Here is a 17,528-nt window from a genome sequence, read left to right as displayed (position 1 = left end):
GGAACTCCTTGGGATACGGCTTGGGCACTGCGACATCCTTCCAGGCCGCCTCTCAGCAAGCCAGGTCAGGTGTCACCTATTCGTGCAGCAGTCCCGTTACCCGGACGAGCTCCAGCGGTGTCAGTCCACCGGGCTCCAGCGCTTTGACGGCGTGAAGTGATCCGTAGGTGGTGAGTTTCAGCCCATCCGGATCAAAGATCAGCTTGCCAGCGACGGCTTCTGCCTGCCGTCCGGGCAGCCACCACGTGCCTTCGGCATCGAAAAAGTCCATGCCCCATGTTCCACCCGAGGAGGAGCCTTAGCCAGGCTCTGGTAGCGCTCCTGACAACGGCTACTTGCCCATGTGGAACCGTCCACATGCCGTAAGGGCCGATGGACAGCGGCCCCGAGCCGCCGCACCGCGCGAGTGAGCGCGTACGCAAGCGGCGAGCGAGGCACTCGTTCAGGTGAAGTGCAGATAAGCACCGACTGCTGGCGCGCCTCGAACGAAGGCGACGAGCAGGACAAGGCCGCCTGGCTCAAGGCGAAGCGCGCCGAGGAGCAGACGGCGTCCGAAGCCTGGTCCGAGCAGTACCGGATGCCTCCCCTGGAGGGGACCGAGCAGGCCGTTCCCTGGGGCGTGCGCTGTCGTCACCAGATCCTGACCAACGCCTACACCGCACTGGTCACCGAAGGCTTCTCTGTCAAGTTCAGCGTGTTGAGCTGAACTGGGGCAGAGGGTTCAGTTGCCTCCGCCTTGAGCCTGTGTGAGAAGCCGCAGCCGCCAAGCGCGATACTCCAGTGCGCTTGGCGGCTCCATTAGGCCGTATGACCGGTGGTCAGCGGTCGTCGTCGAGTTCTTGGTGCATCTGAGGCTGGTCGTCCTGGTCGTGGGTGAGTGCGTACTGCTCGATCTCGTTGAACGCCTTCGAGGCGACTCCCAGGAGGTCCTTGTATGGGTTGACGCCGACGGTCCGCTGGGCGGCTCCTCCGAAGAGGCCGCCGGCCGTTCCGCTGACGAGGCCGTGGCCCGCAGCGAGCGGCTTGCCCGCGAGGTCGAGGGGGCTCTTGGGCAAGTCGGCCATGTCCGCGTACTTGTCGGTGAGCGCAACGCGGGTCAGCGCAATGTAGGCGTCACTGGCTCCGGGCTTCAGGAGATCGCGGTAGAACTTGATGGCCTGGGCGGTCATGAAGACACCGTCGTCGGTCTTCTTCCACTCCGTCTCCCGCTCCTGGTTCCACAGCCGCTCGGCCTCGTCGGCGTCCTTGGGCAGCTGCCACTTCTCCGGCGTGCCGAGGTAGTGGTTGACGTAGTGCCAGGCGCACATGAAGCCGCGGGCGTCGTCGGCGGAGACATCGATGCCGAGGTTCCTCATGCCCTGCAGGATCTGGGTGCTGAAGATACAGGCTGCGCCGGTGGTGTACTTCTGGGAGACCGGCTCGCCCCACTTGTCGTAGTCCCACTGGCCGCTCTGCTTGTGCAGTTGCCGTACCGAGGCGTGCACGAGGCGCACCTTCGTGGCCATGGCTGCCAGGGTTCCGTCGCGCATGGCGTTCTTGTTGCCCATGTCGATGAACAGGCGAGAGGACTGCGACAGCCTTCGGCCCGGTCCCTCGACACCTCCGAGGCGGCCGGTGGAGCGCAGGGTGAATGCCCCAGTGGGTGCGAGGTAGGTGCCGATGAGGCCGACGATGCCCTGCAGCATCGAGGCGGTGCCGTGGTGGTGGCCGAAGAAGCCCTCGGCGGCCTTGACGTCTGCCTCGCTCCAATCCGGCGGCGGGGTAGCTGCCTCCCGCAGGAACTGGGCCAGCCGATCGGGAAGCCGTGACATATCCGTGTCGGGCTTGAGCGTTCCGATCGTCCGGAACAGGGCGTTGATCCCGTCGACCTCCCTGTTCTCGAGGAGGTCGGTCACCAGCGTGTCAGCCGCGGGATCCCCGACCTTGCTCGCAGCCTCCAACTCAGCCGCAACCGCTGCCGATGTCAACGCCATATCAATACTCCACGGTATTCGGCCAATTGACCATGCAATGGGTGACCTGCGCACAGACGCGCTCCCGCCCAGGGGGCGCCCCTTCGTGCTGCGCGAGAAGACCCTGGACTGCCGCTCTCGCAGAGGGAGGCCCATCGTGCGGGCTGCTCGATGGGCATGAATGAGAAGAACTCGTGCGGCAAGATCACTTCACTTCGATCTTGCCGCAATCGTCACCGCGAACTGGTCACCCAAAAGGAGTAAGGGGGCGTGCGCCCCGCGTGAATCAGAGAGTGCGCGGAGACTGTCGCTTCGGTCGGTGGCGTGTTGTGCTGCCCGTGTTAATAGGCCGCAGCCGGGCGACTGCCGGGTTGACGAAGCCCCTTCATCTGGTGGCGTCCATATGTCTTCTTCCAGGCCGCGGTGGCATCCTGCTTGTCAGGTTGGGCGAGTATCAGCACTCCGTCCGTCGTGGAGAGTTCCGAGCCGGACAGCGGCTCCGGTCCACCCCGGGTAGCTGGCACTCCTCGATCGGGTGGTCATCTCCCGAAAAAACGGTTTGTCACAAATCTGGCCCGCCAAGATCGCCCGTATGACTATCCGTCGCTGGGCCGCTGCCGCGGCCGCCATCTTTTCCGTCGCAGTCCTGACAGGGTCCGCGCAAGCCGCACCTACCGCCGCCCCCGTCCCCTCGGGGCCTGTCGTCATCACCAACGACGCCCACACCAACTACCTGGTCCCTGACGACACGGTCGGCAACGCCGGCACCTTCCTTCAGGTCTACTACCGGCAAGACCATCCCTTCCCGCGCACATTCCAGTTCGAGCAGGTGAACGGGCGTCCCGGAATCTTCCACTGGAAGAGCGCCCGAACCGGGAACTGCGCCGATGCCAGGGCCGGAGAGCCGGGGGGCTCGGTGTACCTGGCTGCGTGCACGACGAACAAGTCCCAATGGTGGATCCTCCGGTCCACCGACGAGAGCCCTGCACGGTGGGTTCTGTCGCCCTTCCTGAACGAGGACGTCGCTGTAACCGGCCTGTTCGGGGACGACAACTACGCACCGCTGCGTGAACTGCCCAACCCGAACTCTCCGACTACTTCGCAGATGTGGCACTTCACCCGGCAGTGATTGCGCTGTCCTTCGGTGCTGCGTTCCGCGCAGGGCTCCGTCCCGCCCTACGGCAGGGTCCTGCGCGGGAAGCTGGTGGCGGAGCGGCACGGTGATCGGCTGCCGGATGTGAGCCGCCGGCGGCACGTGGAAATGGGTCCTGACCTCGAAGTTTCGTGACGGTCCACCGACAGGGTCGGTGGACCGATTTCGTGCTGTGGGCCGAGGCTGCACAGGCCGATGGCCCGATTGTCGTCCCGAGGTGCAAGCCCCTGCTCCAGCCGAGGCGGTCCCCCTTCGCCACGTAGCTAAGTCGCAGAAGCGACGAGGCCGCTGTTGCGACAGGCCCAACGCACGGGCCCGTAAGTTCGGGCGGAGCCGACCTTCGGTCGGAACGGGGGTGATGCCGAAGGTAGTCCAGAGTTGTTGCGGCTCGCCCACCGGGGCGTGGGCGGTCTCTTCGTCGGTGGCGGTGATGTCAAGCAGGACGAGCCGAGGCCGGCCGCTGAGCCGCCGGGGACTGAGGGGGAAGGTCTCGTCCGTGACGCAAAACAGATTAATGATCTACTCGTCGTGACTGGGTGGAAGGGGCTTCGCTGGTGGCCCCTGTAGAGGGTGTGGTGATTTCAGTGGGGCGGGGCTTGCGAGTCGCGGTGCTGGGTGGTGGCGTGGCCGGGTTGACGGCGGCGATGGAGCTGGCGGAGCGCGGCTTCGAGGTGACGGTGGTGGAGCTGGCCGGTTGGGGTGGCAAAGCCCGCAGTGCGTGGGTGCCGGGGACCGGCCGAGGCGGGCGGTTGGACCTGCCCAGTGAGCACGGGTTTAGGTTCTTCCCCGGGTTCTACCGGAGTCTGCCGGACACTTTGCGCCGTATCCCGGTCGACGGCAGCACGGAGGGGGTGGCGGGGAATCTGCGGGAGGCGACACAGATGCTTTCCGCGCGCTCGGGCCGGGTGGGTGAGCGGGTCACGGATGTGTCCGTGGCTGCGGGGTCTCGGACTCCGATGGAGTTCCTGCGTGCTGTCGGGTTGGAGGCGGGTGGCAGGGGGCTGACGAGCGAGGAACTGCTGTACTTCGCGAACCGAATGCTCGTCTACATGACGAGCAGTGATGAGCGGCGGCTGGGCCAGTGGGAGTCGACCTCGTGGTGGGACTTCGCCGCGGCCGAGGGCGCCTCCGAGGAGTACGTCAAGGCGTGTGTGGTGGGGGCGACCCGTACGGTGGTCGCGGCACGGGCCGAGGTCTGCAGTGCGCATACGGTCGGTGGGTTCCTGGAGGCTTTCAGTTACGGGTTCCTCGGCCGGGGCGAGGAACTGCAGCCGGCGGACCGGGTGCTCAACGGCCCCACCAGCACTGCCTGGATCGACCCGTGGATCCGTCATCTGGCTTCCCTGGGGGTGCGGCTGGAACTCGGATGGGCGGTCGAGCAGCTGGCCCTGAGCGGTCGCCGTGTCACCGGGGTCCAACTGCGTGGTCCGGCCGGCCGGCTGCGGGAGCTGGAAGCTGACTGGTTTGTCTGCGCGCTGCCGGTCCATCGCGTCGGCGCGCTGCTGGACCGCGGGCTTGCGGAGGCCGACGTTGAGCTCAAGAGTGTGACGGGCCTGCACACGGACTGGATGGTCGGCATGCAGTTCTACCTGACCCAGCCGGTGCCCGTCACTCACGGCCATGTCCTGTTCCTGGACTCTCCCTGGGCGCTCACTTCGATCAGCCAGGCCCAGTTCTGGGACTGCGACTTCCCGGCCACCTATGGCGACGGGACTGTGGCCGACTGCCTGTCGGTGGACATCTCCTCCTGGGACACCCCGGGCATCCTGTACGGCAGGCCGGCCCGGGAGTGCAGCCGGGCGGAGATCGCGGCCGAGGTCTGGGCGCAACTGTGCGACGGGCTCAACGGAGCTGGTCGAACCCGCCTGCACGAGGGGTTGCTGCACTCGTGGGAGCTGGATCCGGCGGTGCGGAACCTGAACGGGCCGGGGCTGGCGGTCAACGACGAGCCGCTGCTGATCAACACCACCGGTTCCTGGGCGGCGCGCCCGCGAGCGGTTACGGCGGCAGCGAACCTGTTCATGGCCGGGGACTACGTGCGCTCCCCCGTGAACCTGGCGACGATGGAGGGCGCGAACCAGGCCGCCCGCCTCGCCGTGAACGCCCTGCTGGAGGCAGCCGGTGTCACCGGGGTTCCCGCGGCCGTGCACGCCCTGCACCAGCCCGCGGAACTGCGCAGGCTCAAGGAGGTGGACGCCGAGCTGTTCGGTCAGGGCCGCGCGCACATCATGGACGGACCGTCGCCCTGGAAGGTCAGTGCACGCGTCTGATCACGACCGTGCAGAGCGCTCCGAGGTCTTCGAGAGCCTCGGGTAGTGCTGTGAGGCGGTGCAGCCGGTCGCGTGCGGCTGTCGCGTGCTGGGCGGCGCGGTCGCTGGTCCAGGCCCGGCCACCCGCCTCCTCGACCAGGCGGGCGAGGCCGGCGGTATCGCCCCCGGGCTGCGAGTAGAGGCGGGCGAGTTCGTCGCCGGCAGGGGTCTTGGACATCAGCGCCGCAACCACGGGCACCGACATCTTGCGGTTCTTCAGGTCGTTGAAGACGGGCTTTCCGGTCACCGCCGGGTCGCCCCAAATACCGAGCAGGTCGTCCACGAGCTGGAAGGCCATGCCGAGGTCATGCCCGAACTCTGCCCACTGGGCGCAGACGGCCGGGTCGGCGCCTCCGTAGAGGGCACCCAGCCGGCAAGCGCAGGCGAACAGCGAGGCGGTCTTGCCCGAGACCATCTCCAGACACTCCGCCAAGGTCACCTCACTCCGGCCTTCGAAGACCAGGTCCAGGCTCTCGCCGACCGCCAGTTGGATCAGTACATCCACTAGGGCGGCCGACGCCTCACCAGCCAACGGCCCGTCCGGCCCGTCGGCTTCCGACAGGACGTCGAACGCGGTCAGCATCATCGCGTCCGCTGACCGGGCTGTGGATGACGGGCCGAAAACCTGCCACGCGGCCGCCCGGTGGCGCCGCACCGTGTCACCGTCCAACACATCGTCGTAGAGAAGCGACAGGTTGTGCACCATCTCCACCGCCGCTGCCGCCGGCACCGCCTGCCGGTCCGCACCTCCGACCGCACGCGCACACGCCAGAGTCAGGGCAGCACGCACGTACTTACCGCCTTGACGTGCACCCTCCCCCGACCAGCCGAACTGATAGGCAGCCACCTCAGCAGCGGGCCCCTGAAGTGACCCCACCCACCCCCGCAGCTGCCTCTCGCAAGCATCGCCTGCGCTCCGCAGCACCTCATCGACCGTGCCCACCGTCAAGCCCCCCCTACCGTCAGCTCTTCATGCAACGTGCGCCTCTCTGCCCCGGCTATCGGCGGGCAGGATTCCTCCAAGGCCCCATCATGGTGGGCCCGGCCGGGACATAACTTCGCCGCTGCCCCGGCAGTGCGGTCGAACGGGCACGAGAAGCGTCAGAAATACTGCTGCACATGAATGAACCCTGACCCACCAGCACGTCCGGCAAGCTCGGTCTGTCGCGACGGCTGGTCCCAATGACCGGCCGTGACCCGGAAGAGCACGGACGGACGGCCTCGCCGTTGGAGCTACTTTTCGACCTGACCTTCGTGGTCGCCGTCGGCACGGCGGCGTTCCAGTTCGCTGAGATGGTCGCTGAAGGGCATGCAGGTCAGGCGGTCATCGCGTTCGTCCTGGCGATGTTCGCGATCAGCGTCGCCTGGATCAGCTTCAACTGGTTCGCTTCCGCGTTCGCCACCGACGACTGGCTCTACCGGGTCGTGACGATGCTGCAGATGGCCGGCGTCGTCGTGTTCTCGCTCGGCCTGCCCGCGATGTTCCACTCCGTCGAGGAGGGCGGCCACCTCGAACTGCGGGCCATGGTCATCGGCTACGTCGTGATGCGGATCCCGATAGTGTTCCAGTGGTGGCGCGCCGCCCGGGAGGCACCATCATTCCACGGTGCCTGCATGGCCAACATCCGCTGGACGCTGATCGTCCAGGCAGGGTGGATCATAGTGGCCTTCGTCCACATGCCGATCGCCGTCGTCTTCGTTGCGTTTGCCGTCCTGGGCGCCCTCGAAATCGCCCTGCCGGTGCTTGCGCAGGGCTCCGCGGGTGACACGCCCTGGCACCCGCACCACGTCGCCGAACGGTACGGACTCTTCGCGATCATCGTCTTGGGCGAGGGCGTCGTCGGTACCGTCGCTTCCTCCGGCGACCTCCTGGGCGGCGGGGCGGCACGCACTGGACCTGGAACGCCATCGCCGTCGTCATTGCCGGTGTGGGCCTGACCTTCGGAATGTGGTGGATGTACTTCCTGACGCCGTTAGGCGACATCCTGGCGCACCGCCGCGGCCGCGGATACCTCTTCGGCTACGGCCACATCCCCCTGTTCATCGGCGTCGCCGGAGCCGGCGCCGGGCTGCACGTGGCAGGCCTGTACATGGAACACCACGCCAAGATCTCCGGCACCGCCGTCGTCCTCGCCCTCGCTCTCCCCGTCGGCCTCTACATGCTGATGATCTACCTCCTGCACACCCTGCTGCTGTCCACGGCCGACCGCTTCCACATCCTTCTGATCGCCCTCACCATCGCCGAACTGCTCACGGCCGTCCTCCTGGCCGCCGCTGGCGTGGCCATCGCGGTGTGCCTGCTCGTGGTAAATGCTCGCGCCCTTCGTCACCGTGATCGGCTACGAGACGATCGGCCACCGCCACCAACAGCAGATGCTCGACGAGCTCGGTAGGCAGTAGACGCCGGCGGGGACCTCGATTGGTTCAGGTGACCGGTGGTACGGGCCGCCGTCGTGGCTCGGCCCTCCCCGGGCCCGCTCGCTGAGCCGGACGCCGGGTACCCGACAGGCGCTCCTCGAAGCCCACCTCCACGAGCGCATCTGAGCCGTGTCCTTGCCGCGCCTGTACGCGTTGAGGGCGTGACGCACGCACAGGGCTGGACCCCCACGTTGGGTCCTGTGCGGTTCGCGGCTCCGATTCCTGCGCGGCGTCGGAGACGCGCCATTTCCCCCGAGGCGAAGGCCCCTGGCCTCCCGAGCGGTCGGGGCCCTTCGTACTCATGGCGCTGTGGGGGTGTCGGCCGGGAGTGGTGGGGGCTGCCGGATCGGGGCCCAACCACGGTGACGATCCGGCAACCGGGAAGCGCGGCAACAATGCCGCGGCGGAGTCTCGGGGTGGGTCAGAGGTAGCGGCGGGCAAGGATCGTCCACCCCTCATCCGTCGGCCCGCCACCAGGTGCCCGGCCGTCTCCCCCTGCTCGACGCGAGCTCGCTGAAGATCGATTCCAGTGGAGCTGTCCTGGCCAGAGGTATTCACGCTGCACGCCCACACCGGTATTGCTGTGGGCGTGCAGGTCCCAGGCCGTACTCATAGCCGTCAGGCGGCGACTTTCCCGAACAGGTGGTTGGCAGGGGCGTTCGGGTTGTTGCCGTAGAAGAACTCGGTGAGCGCCTGGTGGAATTCCGCCCGGTCCAGTGCGCCGGAGCCGTCTCGGTCCAAGGCGGCGAAGACCGCGGCGCAGTCCTCGCCGGGCACGCCGGCGACCGCGTCGAACATCTGCCGGAACTCCGCCTGGTCGATCTTGCCGTCTCCGTTGAGGTCGACGAGGTCGAAGAAGCAGTTGGTGACCGGCTCGATCTGTTCCGGGTAGAGGGCGGGGTCGGTCAGGACCCGCTTGAACCCTTCGGTCATTTCCCGCAGATCGACCTTCCCGTCACCGTCCTGGTCCATGGGGGCGATCACCTTCGTCCAGAACCCGTCCATCCCCTGGGTGAGCAGGTGGGCGGCCGGAGAGTCCGGCGTGGTGCGACGGGCGGCGACGTAGCGTTCGCTCATCATGCGGACGTCCTGCTGAGTGATAAATCCGTCGCCGTCGACGTCGGCGCCCCTGAACCACTGGCCGTACTTGAGGTCTTGAAGTGCAGTCACAAATGCGCACAGTATTCATGCCGTTACGCAAGCGCAAACGGCAAGCCGAGAGCCTCTCGACGGGACACGGGCAGCCTGTGCTGCACACGCCACGATGCAGGGACGAAACCAGCCCGAAGAGAGGCCGAAAGGTTTCGTGTCAGTGTTCGAGATCGGGGGGTGTGAAGGCGAGCACCTCGGGAGGGGGATCGCCGTACAGCTCGACGTCGACCAGTGCGCTGAGGGCACTCGGCCCTTGGGACAGGCGCGAGCACGGTCGATCCGCCGTGAGGACGTTCGGATTGCCGTGGCGGTCCAAGGTTCCGCTCAGGCCCGGCTGGACCGGATCCCACCACGCTCCGGTGGACAGTTGTACGACGCCTGGCATGACGTCGTCCGATATCACCGCGCCCGCGAGACAGCTCCCCCGGTCGTTGTAGACCCGTACGATCATGCCGTTTTCGATGCCGCGCGACGCCGCGTCCGCCGCATTGAGCGTCACGGGCTCACGCCCTCGAATTTTTGAGCTGAGGCTGCGGCCGCCGTTGTCGTACTGACTGTGCAGGCGTGAGGCGGGCTGATTCGAGATCAAGTGCAGCGGGAATCGGTCCGCCAGATCAGCGTGAAGCCACTCCGTCGGTTCGACCCACGTCGGATGCCCGGCGCAGTCGTCGTAGCCAAACGAGTCGATCTCCTCGGAGAAGATCTCGATCCGGCCCGACGGCGTCGGCAAAGGGAAACGCTGTGGATCTGAGCGGAGCGCCTCGAAGCTCCCGGGAAATGGTCCCGCCAGCGCCGGCAGCTCAGCAGTGGAGCTGCGCCAGAAGTCCTCGAAGCTTGGCAAGGCGGCCTCGTCGCCGAGCCCTGTCTTCGTCTGCTCGTAAAGGTGACGAACCCATTCGATCTCGGAACGCGACTGGGTGAACTCCTCCTCGTATCCGAGCCGGGCGGCCAAGGCGGCGAAGATGTGGTGGTCGGTGCGCGACTCGCCTTCCGGTTCACGGACCTTCGGCATCGCGACGAGGTGGGGGTCAGAGAAGCCGGCTGCGAAGTCGTCGCGTTCCAGGCCGGTAGCGACAGGTAGGACGATGTCCGCGAACTTAGCCGTGGTGTTCCACCAGGCTTCGTGAACGACCACCGTGTCGGGCCTCTGCCAGGCGCGGGTCAACCGGTGCAGGTCCTGGTGGTGGTGGAACGGGTTTCCTCCACACCAATACACGAGGCGCAGCTCGGGCAAGGTGAGCCGCTGTCCGTCGTAGTCGATGGTCTTCCCCGGATGCAGCAGGGTGTCGGCGATCCTCGCGACCGGGATGAAGTCCGCAACGGGGTTGGACACCGCCGGTATCGTCGCCACCGAGGGGCGGCCAGGGGCGACGCCGGTCGCGTCCATCGTCGCGTAACCCGCGCCCCAGCCGCCGCCAGGCTGGCCCATCGAGCCCGCCATGGCGGCCAGCACGACGGACATCCAGATCGGTTGTTCGCCGTGGTCTGCCCGCTGCACCGCGTAGTTGACCATGATGAGCGAGCGCTGGGTGGTCAGACGCCGAGCGAGGTCGATGATCGCGTCACGGCTGATGCCCGTGATCTCCGCCGCCCAGGCCGCGTCCTTGGGGGTGCCGTCGAGCTCGCCGAGCAGGTAGGAGGCGAAGCGGTCGAACCCGGTGCAGCACCGGCGGAGGAAGTCCTCGTCGTGCCAGCCGTTGACCAGCATCGTGTGGGCGATGCCGAGCATCGCTGCGGTGTCGGTGTTGGGGACGACGGGCAGCCACTCGGCGTCGAGGAAGCCGGCGACATCGCTGCGGATGGGACTGACGTTCACGAACCGCACCCCTGCCTCACGGCACCGGCGCTGCAGGTCCTGCGTCTGGTGCCTGGCCAGCCCACCAGGGTTGATCTGGCTGTTCTTCAGGGCCAGCCCGCCGAACGCGACCACGAGCTCGCAGTTCTCGGCGATCTCGTCCCACATCGGCATCCGCGACTGGTAGCTCCACGGATGCCCGCCGATCACATGCGGGAGGATGACCTCCAAAGCCGCAGTGCTGTACGTGTTGCGGGAGTCGGTGTATCCACCGCCCAACGCCAGGAACCGGTGGAGTTGCCCCTGCGCGTTGTGGAAGGCGCCCGCGCTGGCCCAGCCGTAGGACCCGCCGAACACCGCGCTGTCCCCGTGCTGCGAACGCACCCGAGACAGTTCATCACTGACCAAGGTGAGAGCGTCGTCCCAGCTCACCTCCACGAAGCCGTCCGCGCCTCTGGCCGTGTCGTGGGCGCGCGGCAGGCCGTTCAACCAGCCTTTGCGCACCGCGGGGCGCAACACGCGAGCGTGGTCATCGGCGGCTGTCACCATTCCGGGGCCGATGGGCGACGGCGCCGGGTCATCGCCCCTCGGCTCGATGCGCACCAGCCGCCCGGAGTCGACCACCGCGACAAAACTGCCCCAGTGGGTCGCAACCGACATGCGTCGTTCCACCATGCATCGACTCCGTCCCTGAAGCTTTCCCTGCATTCGGGCAGCGTTGCCTACGGCGCAGGGGCCCCACTGCAGTGGAGCTCCGCGGGGCAGAGACTTCCCTTGCGGTCTGCTGCCCAACCCCCGGGGTGCTCTTCGGCAGCACCCCCTTCGACGCAACGACCAGCGAAGCGGACTGGGCGGAGATCGAGGAGAACGCTCGTACGGTGACCCGCGCCGGGTGGTGGATAGACCAGAGGTCGTCCGAGCCCGAAGACCTCACCGAACTGCTCCGAGCCGCCACCGGGGCCGACCGGCCGACAGAGAATCCCTTCTTCTGACCGACCGGGTGCCCTGCTGCGGCGGGGCACCCGGCTGACCGCCACCGTGCGGCCTCTACCAGCGATTCTCGGCCGGACCAAACCCCGGAATTGCCGGATGCTCTGCCCACTGGCCCACCTCCAACGGGTCCTTCGCTCCCTCTGCCCCGGAGACTTCCGTGCCTACCTCGATCACCATCACGTCCGAGTTCAGCGGCAGCGTCGTTGCCAAGGGCGCTACTGATGACCTCTCCGCGCAGCTCCTCCGTCACGCCGGTTTCAAGCAGATCGACGACTGGCACGGCCGACGCCATCGCCTGCCCACCACCACTCCGCTCGCCGACCAGGTCGCCATCGCCAGCCATGCGGCCGAGATGCTTCGAGCCGCTCGCTATGACGTCACCCTCCCGCCGTCTCTCGATACGGCCCGGCTGAGCCCTCCGGTGCATGCGCTGGGGCCCTACGCCGCCGGAGCCGAACTTCTCAGCATCACGGACCAGATCCGTGCGGCCGAAGACGGAGCCAGCCTTCAGCGGGCAGTCGACCACCTCCTTCACCCCGAGCACGGTGCGCTGGAGCGTGTCAGGGAGGCACTGGAAGCAGCGGGAGAACAGGCCAACGACCTGGACGAGGACGCGTATGCGCTCGCCGACCGGTTCGGCTTCGCCTCGGAGTTCATCAGCTCGACCCAGTCCGAACTCGTCGATTCCGAGGCCGAGCTACGCCGCGTCGGCGCCGCTTCGACGAGCTACTCCGCAGCACGGACCGTCCGTGATCACCGTGATGCCGCTCTGGCCACTTCTCCTGCGGCGAACCAGGCCAAGGTCTCCTCGGCGTCCAGTTCCCAGACGGCGCCGCTCACTACGACCCGCCGCGCGCCGCGACGCCCCGACGGTGACCCCGGCGGCTCTCTTCGCCGTCGGCCACCAGTACGTCGCGCGTCCCCGCTCGACTCACCTGTCAAAGACCACTCACCCGAAGAGGCAAACGTGCCCGAGTACTACTCCAGCATCGGCGAGGCCGTCGGTGCGGCCATGCAGCACAACATCCGGCTCGCTCCGGCGGGCGACTCGACCCGCCCGCCCTGTGCGTCCTCGACGAGGCGGCGAACGTGTGCCGCATCTCGGACCTCCCTGATCTCTACAGCCACCTGGGCAGCCGAGGCGTCATCCCGATGACGATCCTGCAGTCCTACCGTCAGGGCCAGCGGTGCTGGGGCGAGGCCGGTATGGACGCCCTGTACTCCGCCGCCACCATCAAGATCATCGGATCTGGCATCGACGACGCCGACTTCGCCGACCGACTCAGCCGTCAGGTGGGCGACCACGACGTCCAGACCACCTCGGTGTCGACCAGCGAGGGCGGCAAGTCCACCTCGGTGAGCATGCGCACGGAGCGGATCCTGCCGCCGGACGCCATCCGCCTGCCCAAGGGCAAGGTGCTGCTACTGGCCACCGGCATCCGGGTCGCCATGCTCAACCTCAAGCCCTGGTACAAGGAGCCCTCCGCCAAGGTGGTCGGCCCGGCTTCCGCTCGCGCCACGAAGGCGATCACCGAGCGTGCCCTCGCGAAGAACATCGGCCAGGACGATCTTGGACTGTCAGCATGAGCGCGCCCACACCACAGCAGGGGCGGTTGGCCCACACTCCGGTCGTTCTGCGCGGTGGCCGGTGGTGGCTTGACGGCGGGGCCGGCTCGATCCCCGCCTCCGACCCTGCCTTCACCGCCGCCCTGGACGACTTCGCCCTGTCGATGGCCGCTGCCGACCAGGCAGTCGCCAACCTCCATATCCGGCAGGACGAGACGCCCTCCGCTGATCCCGGCGGCCGACGGTGAACCCGCTGATGAGTGCCGAGCAGGCGGTCCTCGGCGCCGCACTCCTCGACCCCGAGCAGCTCACGCACCTGGAGTGGCTCGCTGCGGACCACTTCTATCGGCCCGTCCACCAGGCACTGTTCGCCGCCCTCCGCAAGCTGCGCAACGACGGGCATCCCGCGCTCTCGGCCGCTGGTCCGTTGCCGCTGTCGTGGGTGACCGACGCGGTCGAGGAGGCCGGACAGCACGTGCGCGGGCTGACCGCGGCGTACGCCCACACCCTGATCCAGGCGTGTCCCCGAACCGAACATGCTCCGGTGTACGGACGCATGGTGCTGGAGGGGGCGATTCACCGCACCGTCGCCCAGCACGCGATCCGTCTCCACCAAGCGGCTCGGGCCGACGCCGTCCAGGGCGAGGTCGAGGGAGCCTTGCGCACGGCGGACGTCCTGACCGGCCTACTCACCGACCTTGCACGACGCTGGGGAACCGACCCTCGACCGGTTCGTAGTTGTACCGCCGGTTGATCAGCCGGTACGTCACTTCCTCGACCCACTCGCTCGCCTTGGCCGCGCCGAGGTCGTCGATGATCAGCAGCGGGCAGCGGCTGACCGGGTCATCAAGGACATCAACCCACAACGGGACCGTGGCCTGTTGCGCTGGATTGCCGCCGTGGTGTTGGGCACTGCCGCAACCGTGGGTATCACCCTGCTCAACCTCCCGTCGTCCATCGAGGGATCCATCATCGGCGGCAGTGTCGTGCTTGTCGTTGGGATCATCTCCGGGCCGTCCACCCGCCACGCCCTTGACGTCGTCGGGACCATCCGAGGCAGCGGCGCGCCCTGATGTCGCGCGCGCGTGGGTGACTGCTGGGACAGGCTGTCGCGAGGTGAGTTCCGGCTTCCCAGCCGCGCGTGAACAAGGCGCACGGGGTACTTCGAGTTGGGGCTCCGAGGCCATGAGGAGCGGGCGGCCCGGAGGCATCGAAGCTGGCCTCGGGACGCCCGAGACCGTGCCCGCCCGGCATTGGGCCCCGTGCGGCGGATCATGAGGCCATAGGGTCTGACCATGATTAACCTCCAGGTCCGAGGCGAGAAAGGCACGATAGAGGCCCGCGCGGAGCACGGTGTGGTCTGGGGTTCTGAGCTGGCTGGTCTTGATCAGTCAGCGTTTCCGATGCTGGGGCACCTGCTGCCGTACGCGGACACCGTTTTCAACCACCGGCAGGTGTCGACCCTGTTGGCGGAGGTACCGCGACTGCCTGCGGGCGTGGTGACTGATGCGGTCGTGCGCGAGTTGGTCGAGCTGGGGCGGATGGTTCTCGACGGCCGGGGCCTGTACCTGTGGTTCCTGGGGGACTGAGAGTCAGCCGGCTCAGCCCCAGGAGCCATAGCCGGACAGCCGCGGTGGTGACGGTGCTGTGGGAGACCTAGGCCCGCTTGTCTTAGCGGGTGGCGACGGCCCGGGAGTTCTTGAGCCGGTTGATCGTTCGCCCGACTTCGTTGCGGCGTTTGCAGATCTCGTTTTCGAAGCCAGTGGGCCGGCCGCCCCCACTACCGCGACGTTTGCGGTTGGCCCGCTGGTCCTTCGGCTCGGGGGCGGTGTGTTCGATCGGGCGTCTTCGCAGGTGGCGCCGGTTCCGACGCGAGCTGTATGCCTTGTCGTCGCCCAAGTGGTCCGGCCGGGTGCGGGGGCGTCCGCCCTGGGGGCGGGGAACGCGGACCCTGCCGAGGACCTCGACCATCTGCGGTGCATCACCCCACCGGCCGGGAGTGAGCAGGAAGACCACTGGCCGGCAGCCGCCTTCACCCGCGAGCCCGCTTCCGGCCTCAAGATCAACAGCTCGGTGACCAAGCCTCGTGAGCGATTCGGTCGGTCGGTGAGACCGGCACAAACCTCAGGCGAAGCCGGGCCGCACCCGCACGGGGGCGGTCCGGCTGGAGGGTCCGGCCGGCGTACGCGGCACAACGTACCGACAGGTGTGTCGGCAACATCGGATAAGATACCGACGCTCACGTCGTCAAGTTTAAGCAAAGCTACGGCGTGTCCGGCTCGTCGTGTCCTCATCCCCTTCATCGCTCGGAGAGCTCCGTGTTCCTTGCCCTACGCGATCTGCGCTTCGCCCGCGGTCGCTTCGCCCTGATGGGTGCGGTGGTCGCGCTCATCGCCGTGCTCGGTGTCCTTCTGTCCGGGCTTGCCTCCGGTCTGGCGGACGCCGGCATATCCGGGCTGCGCGCGCTGCCCGTGACCCACATGGCCTTCGACGAGAAGGCGACCAGCGAGCAGTTCTCCCGCTCGACCGTGGAGCAGGAGGACTGGCAGGCGTGGTCCGAGGCCCCAGGAGTGGAGCAGGCAGAGCCGTTCGGGAACACCCTGGCCAATGCCCAGGTGACCCAGGGTGCCAAGAAGGGCGAGCAGGTCAACCTCGCCGTCTTCGGCATGGCACCGGAATCCCCCCTGGCACCCAGCCCCAGCAAGGGTGAGGGCCTGAAGGAGGGCGGCGCAGGCATCGTGATCACCCGGGAGATCGCCGACCTGGGCGTGGAGATCGGCGATGTGCTCATCGCGGACCGGAGCGGGGTGCGGCTGACGGTCGTGGGACTGGTCGATGAGACCGTCTCCTACGGCCACATCGGCGTCGTCTACGCGGACCTCGGCACGTGGCGGCATCTGCACTTCGGCCTGCCCGGCGACCTGCCCGAGGCCGCGAGCCGGCAGGCCACAGCCGTCGCCTTGACCCTGACGCCGGGCGCCGACGTCGTGGCGGTGGAAAAGGCAACCGGGACCCTCGCCGAGACCAAGGAGGCCACGTTCGACGCGTCCCCCGGCTACGAGGCCGAGTCGAGCACCATGGCCCTGATCAAGGGATTCCTGTACGTCATCTCCGCCTTGGTCGTCGGCGCGTTCTTCACCGTCTGGACCGTCCAGCGCAAGCCCGAGATCGCTCTGATGAAGGCACTGGGCGCCCCCACCGGATACATCCTGCGCGACGCGCTCGCCCAGGTCGTCGCCGTGCTCGTCGGAGCCACGGCCCTCGGCACCGCCGTCGGCCTGGCCCTGGGCAGCGCGATGATCGGCAAGGCCCCCTTCTCCCTCTCCGCCCCGGCCATCGCCACCTCCTCGGGCCTCCTCATCGGCCTAGGGACCGTGGGCGCCGTCGTTGCCGTCCGCCGCATCACCGCCGTCGACCCCCTGACCGCTCTGGGAGCCACCCGATGACCACACCCGCCACCGACCACCAGGCCGCCGCGAACACCGCGGGCTCCGGTGGGCTGCGCCTGGACGACGTCACCCTCACCCTCGGTGACGGCGATACTGCCGTCACCGCCCTCGATCACGTCGGCCTGACCGTCGCCCCTGGCGAGTTCGTCGCCGTCGTCGGCCCCTCCGGGTCCGGCAAGTCCAGCCTCCTCGCCGTCGCCGGCGGCCTCCAGCGGCCCACCTCGGGCACCGTGCACATCGCCGGCACCGAGCTGACCGCTCTGTCGGACAAGGCACGCACCGCAGCCCGTCTTCGGCACATCGGCTTCGTCTTCCAGCAGTCGAACCTGCTGGCCTCCCTCACCGTGAGGGAACAGCTCCTGCTGCCCGTGCACATCGACGGCCGCCTCGACACCACTGCCCGGGCCCGCGCGGACGAACTCATCGAAGCCGTCGGACTGACCCACCGCGCCGGGTCCCGTCCGCACCAGCTGTCGGGCGGCGAGCGTCAGCGCGCGGGGCTGGCCCGCGCTCTGATGACCTCCCCCGCCGTCCTGCTGGTGGACGAACCCACCTCGGCACTGGACCGGGTACGGTCCGCCGAGGCGGTGCGGCTGATCGCCGAACAGACTCACGAGCGCGGAACGGCCACGGTCATGGTCACCCACGATACGGCGATAATGGACGCTGCCGACCGGGTCCAGGAGATGGTCGACGGCCGCCTGTCCTGACGGGGGCCGCCAACCGGCACCGCGTTCCCGG

Annotated in this window: 15 protein-coding genes and 4 pseudogenes; 12 read left to right on the top strand and 7 right to left on the bottom strand. The window is 67.9% G+C overall.

Translation table 11 applies throughout. The features are described 5' to 3' along the window. Window positions 1–76: 76 nt before the first annotated feature. Complete coding sequence (locus tag JOC24_RS20410; RefSeq protein WP_205021771.1) at window positions 77–271, bottom strand: ApeA N-terminal domain 1-containing protein; 195 nt, start codon at window positions 269–271, stop codon at window positions 77–79. Window positions 272–451: 180 nt separating this feature from the next. Between JOC24_RS20410 and JOC24_RS20405 the strand changes: the two genes are divergently transcribed. After that, the gene (locus JOC24_RS20405) at window positions 452–706 is read left to right on the top strand and encodes an ATP-binding protein (RefSeq protein WP_239580699.1); all 255 of its coding nucleotides are present in this window, start codon (window positions 452–454) and stop codon (window positions 704–706) included. 112 nt (window positions 707–818) lie between these two features. On the opposite strand, the gene JOC24_RS20400 is transcribed toward JOC24_RS20405, so the two are convergent. Then, window positions 819–1,973, bottom strand: coding sequence for an oxygenase MpaB family protein (locus tag JOC24_RS20400; RefSeq protein ID WP_239580698.1), 1,155 nt, complete (start codon window positions 1,971–1,973; stop codon window positions 819–821). 571 nt (window positions 1,974–2,544) lie between these two features. Between JOC24_RS20400 and JOC24_RS20395 the strand changes: the two genes are divergently transcribed. Both JOC24_RS20395 and JOC24_RS20390 read left to right on the top strand, forming a co-directional pair. Next, complete coding sequence (locus JOC24_RS20395) at window positions 2,545–3,081, top strand: hypothetical protein (RefSeq protein ID WP_205021770.1); 537 nt, start codon at window positions 2,545–2,547, stop codon at window positions 3,079–3,081. A gap of 560 nt (window positions 3,082–3,641) precedes the next feature. Further along, on the top strand, window positions 3,642–5,375 hold the full coding sequence (locus JOC24_RS20390; RefSeq protein WP_205021769.1) for a hydroxysqualene dehydroxylase: 1,734 nt from the start codon (window positions 3,642–3,644) through the stop codon (window positions 5,373–5,375). Here JOC24_RS20390 and JOC24_RS20385 read toward each other — a convergent pair. Beyond that, complete coding sequence (locus tag JOC24_RS20385) at window positions 5,359–6,339, bottom strand: polyprenyl synthetase family protein (protein ID WP_374104515.1); 981 nt, start codon at window positions 6,337–6,339, stop codon at window positions 5,359–5,361. The two genes, JOC24_RS20390 and JOC24_RS20385, sit on opposite strands and share 17 nt — an antisense overlap. Before the next feature lie 257 nt (window positions 6,340–6,596). On the opposite strand from JOC24_RS20385, the gene JOC24_RS33440 reads away from it, so the two are divergent. Next, entirely contained in the window at window positions 6,597–7,352 is a 756-nt protein-coding gene (locus tag JOC24_RS33440) for a low temperature requirement protein A (RefSeq protein WP_239580696.1), read from the top strand. Beyond that, entirely contained in the window at window positions 7,343–7,807 is a 465-nt protein-coding gene (locus JOC24_RS33435) for a low temperature requirement protein A (protein WP_307792738.1), read from the top strand. The genes JOC24_RS33440 and JOC24_RS33435 overlap by 10 nt, the downstream gene beginning before the upstream one ends. Window positions 7,808–8,450: 643 nt before the next feature. On the opposite strand, the gene JOC24_RS34040 is transcribed toward JOC24_RS33435, so the two are convergent. Together JOC24_RS34040 and JOC24_RS20370 are read right to left on the bottom strand one after the other, a co-directional pair. Beyond that, the gene (locus JOC24_RS34040) at window positions 8,451–9,002 is read right to left on the bottom strand and encodes an EF-hand domain-containing protein (RefSeq protein WP_030125649.1); all 552 of its coding nucleotides are present in this window, start codon (window positions 9,000–9,002) and stop codon (window positions 8,451–8,453) included. Window positions 9,003–9,141: 139 nt separating this feature from the next. Then, the gene (locus JOC24_RS20370) at window positions 9,142–11,454 is read right to left on the bottom strand and encodes a molybdopterin-dependent oxidoreductase (RefSeq protein ID WP_037659766.1); all 2,313 of its coding nucleotides are present in this window, start codon (window positions 11,452–11,454) and stop codon (window positions 9,142–9,144) included. A gap of 125 nt (window positions 11,455–11,579) precedes the next feature. Here JOC24_RS20370 and JOC24_RS20365 point away from each other — a divergent pair, with 125 nt between their 5' ends. The 4 genes and pseudogenes from JOC24_RS20365 to JOC24_RS20345 all read left to right on the top strand — a co-directional run. Beyond that, window positions 11,580–11,771: a protein kinase family protein gene (locus JOC24_RS20365; protein WP_205021790.1), complete on the top strand. Its 192-nt coding sequence runs from the start codon at window positions 11,580–11,582 to the stop codon at window positions 11,769–11,771. A gap of 1,033 nt (window positions 11,772–12,804) precedes the next feature. Beyond that, a pseudogene (locus JOC24_RS20355) lies at window positions 12,805–13,359 on the top strand (TraG/TraD/VirD4 family protein); the annotation flags it as partial. After that, window positions 13,356–13,586, top strand: coding sequence for a hypothetical protein (locus JOC24_RS20350; RefSeq protein WP_205021767.1), 231 nt, complete (start codon window positions 13,356–13,358; stop codon window positions 13,584–13,586). The pseudogene JOC24_RS20355 and the gene JOC24_RS20350, both read left to right, overlap by 4 nt. Continuing rightward, window positions 13,583–14,086, top strand: a pseudogene (locus tag JOC24_RS20345) (DnaB-like helicase N-terminal domain-containing protein); the annotation flags it as partial. The gene JOC24_RS20350 and the pseudogene JOC24_RS20345, both read left to right, overlap by 4 nt. Here the strand turns inward: JOC24_RS20345 and JOC24_RS33425 are convergent. Beyond that, window positions 14,076–14,177: pseudogene (locus tag JOC24_RS33425) on the bottom strand (ATP-binding protein); the annotation flags it as partial. The pseudogenes JOC24_RS20345 and JOC24_RS33425 sit on opposite strands and share 11 nt — an antisense overlap. Before the next feature lie 456 nt (window positions 14,178–14,633). On the opposite strand from JOC24_RS33425, the gene JOC24_RS20335 reads away from it, so the two are divergent. After that, window positions 14,634–14,927, top strand: a complete 294-nt coding sequence (locus JOC24_RS20335) for a hypothetical protein (protein ID WP_205021765.1) — start codon at window positions 14,634–14,636, stop codon at window positions 14,925–14,927. A 67-nt stretch (window positions 14,928–14,994) separates the two neighbouring features. Here the strand turns inward: JOC24_RS20335 and JOC24_RS20330 are convergent. Then, window positions 14,995–15,447 (bottom strand): annotated as a pseudogene (locus tag JOC24_RS20330) (IS5/IS1182 family transposase); the annotation flags it as partial. Window positions 15,448–15,656: 209 nt separating this feature from the next. On the opposite strand from JOC24_RS20330, the gene JOC24_RS20325 reads away from it, so the two are divergent. Next, window positions 15,657–16,784, top strand: coding sequence for an ABC transporter permease (locus JOC24_RS20325; RefSeq protein WP_205021764.1), 1,128 nt, complete (start codon window positions 15,657–15,659; stop codon window positions 16,782–16,784). After that, window positions 16,781–17,497, top strand: a complete 717-nt coding sequence (locus JOC24_RS20320; protein ID WP_205021763.1) for an ABC transporter ATP-binding protein — start codon at window positions 16,781–16,783, stop codon at window positions 17,495–17,497. Before JOC24_RS20325 ends, JOC24_RS20320 begins: the two co-directional genes overlap by 4 nt. Window positions 17,498–17,528: the final 31 nt, after the last annotated feature.

Source organism: Streptomyces sp. HB132, from assembly GCF_016909575.1.
Taxonomy (GTDB): Bacteria; Actinomycetota; Actinomycetes; order Streptomycetales; family Streptomycetaceae; genus Streptomyces.
Note: the sequence above shows the minus strand (reverse complement) of the source record. Positions and strands in the feature narration are given on the sequence as shown.

Bases quoted from the DNA above. Each gene is read 5' to 3' on its own strand.
- JOC24_RS20335 (WP_205021765.1), top strand. From the start codon at position 14,634: ATGATTAACCTCCAGGTCCGAGGCGAGAAAGGCACGATAGAGGCCCGC.
- JOC24_RS33440 (WP_239580696.1), top strand. From the start codon at position 6,597: ATGACCGGCCGTGACCCGGAAGAGCACGGACGGACGGCCTCGCCGTTG.
- JOC24_RS20320 (WP_205021763.1), top strand. From the start codon at position 16,781: ATGACCACACCCGCCACCGACCACCAGGCCGCCGCGAACACCGCGGGC.
- JOC24_RS20370 (WP_037659766.1), bottom strand. From the start codon at position 11,454: ATGGTGGAACGACGCATGTCGGTTGCGACCCACTGGGGCAGTTTTGTC.
- JOC24_RS20400 (WP_239580698.1), bottom strand. From the start codon at position 1,973: ATGGCGTTGACATCGGCAGCGGTTGCGGCTGAGTTGGAGGCTGCGAGC.
- JOC24_RS20395 (WP_205021770.1), top strand. From the start codon at position 2,545: ATGACTATCCGTCGCTGGGCCGCTGCCGCGGCCGCCATCTTTTCCGTC.
- JOC24_RS20350 (WP_205021767.1), top strand. From the start codon at position 13,356: ATGAGCGCGCCCACACCACAGCAGGGGCGGTTGGCCCACACTCCGGTC.
- JOC24_RS20410 (WP_205021771.1), bottom strand. From the start codon at position 271: ATGGACTTTTTCGATGCCGAAGGCACGTGGTGGCTGCCCGGACGGCAG.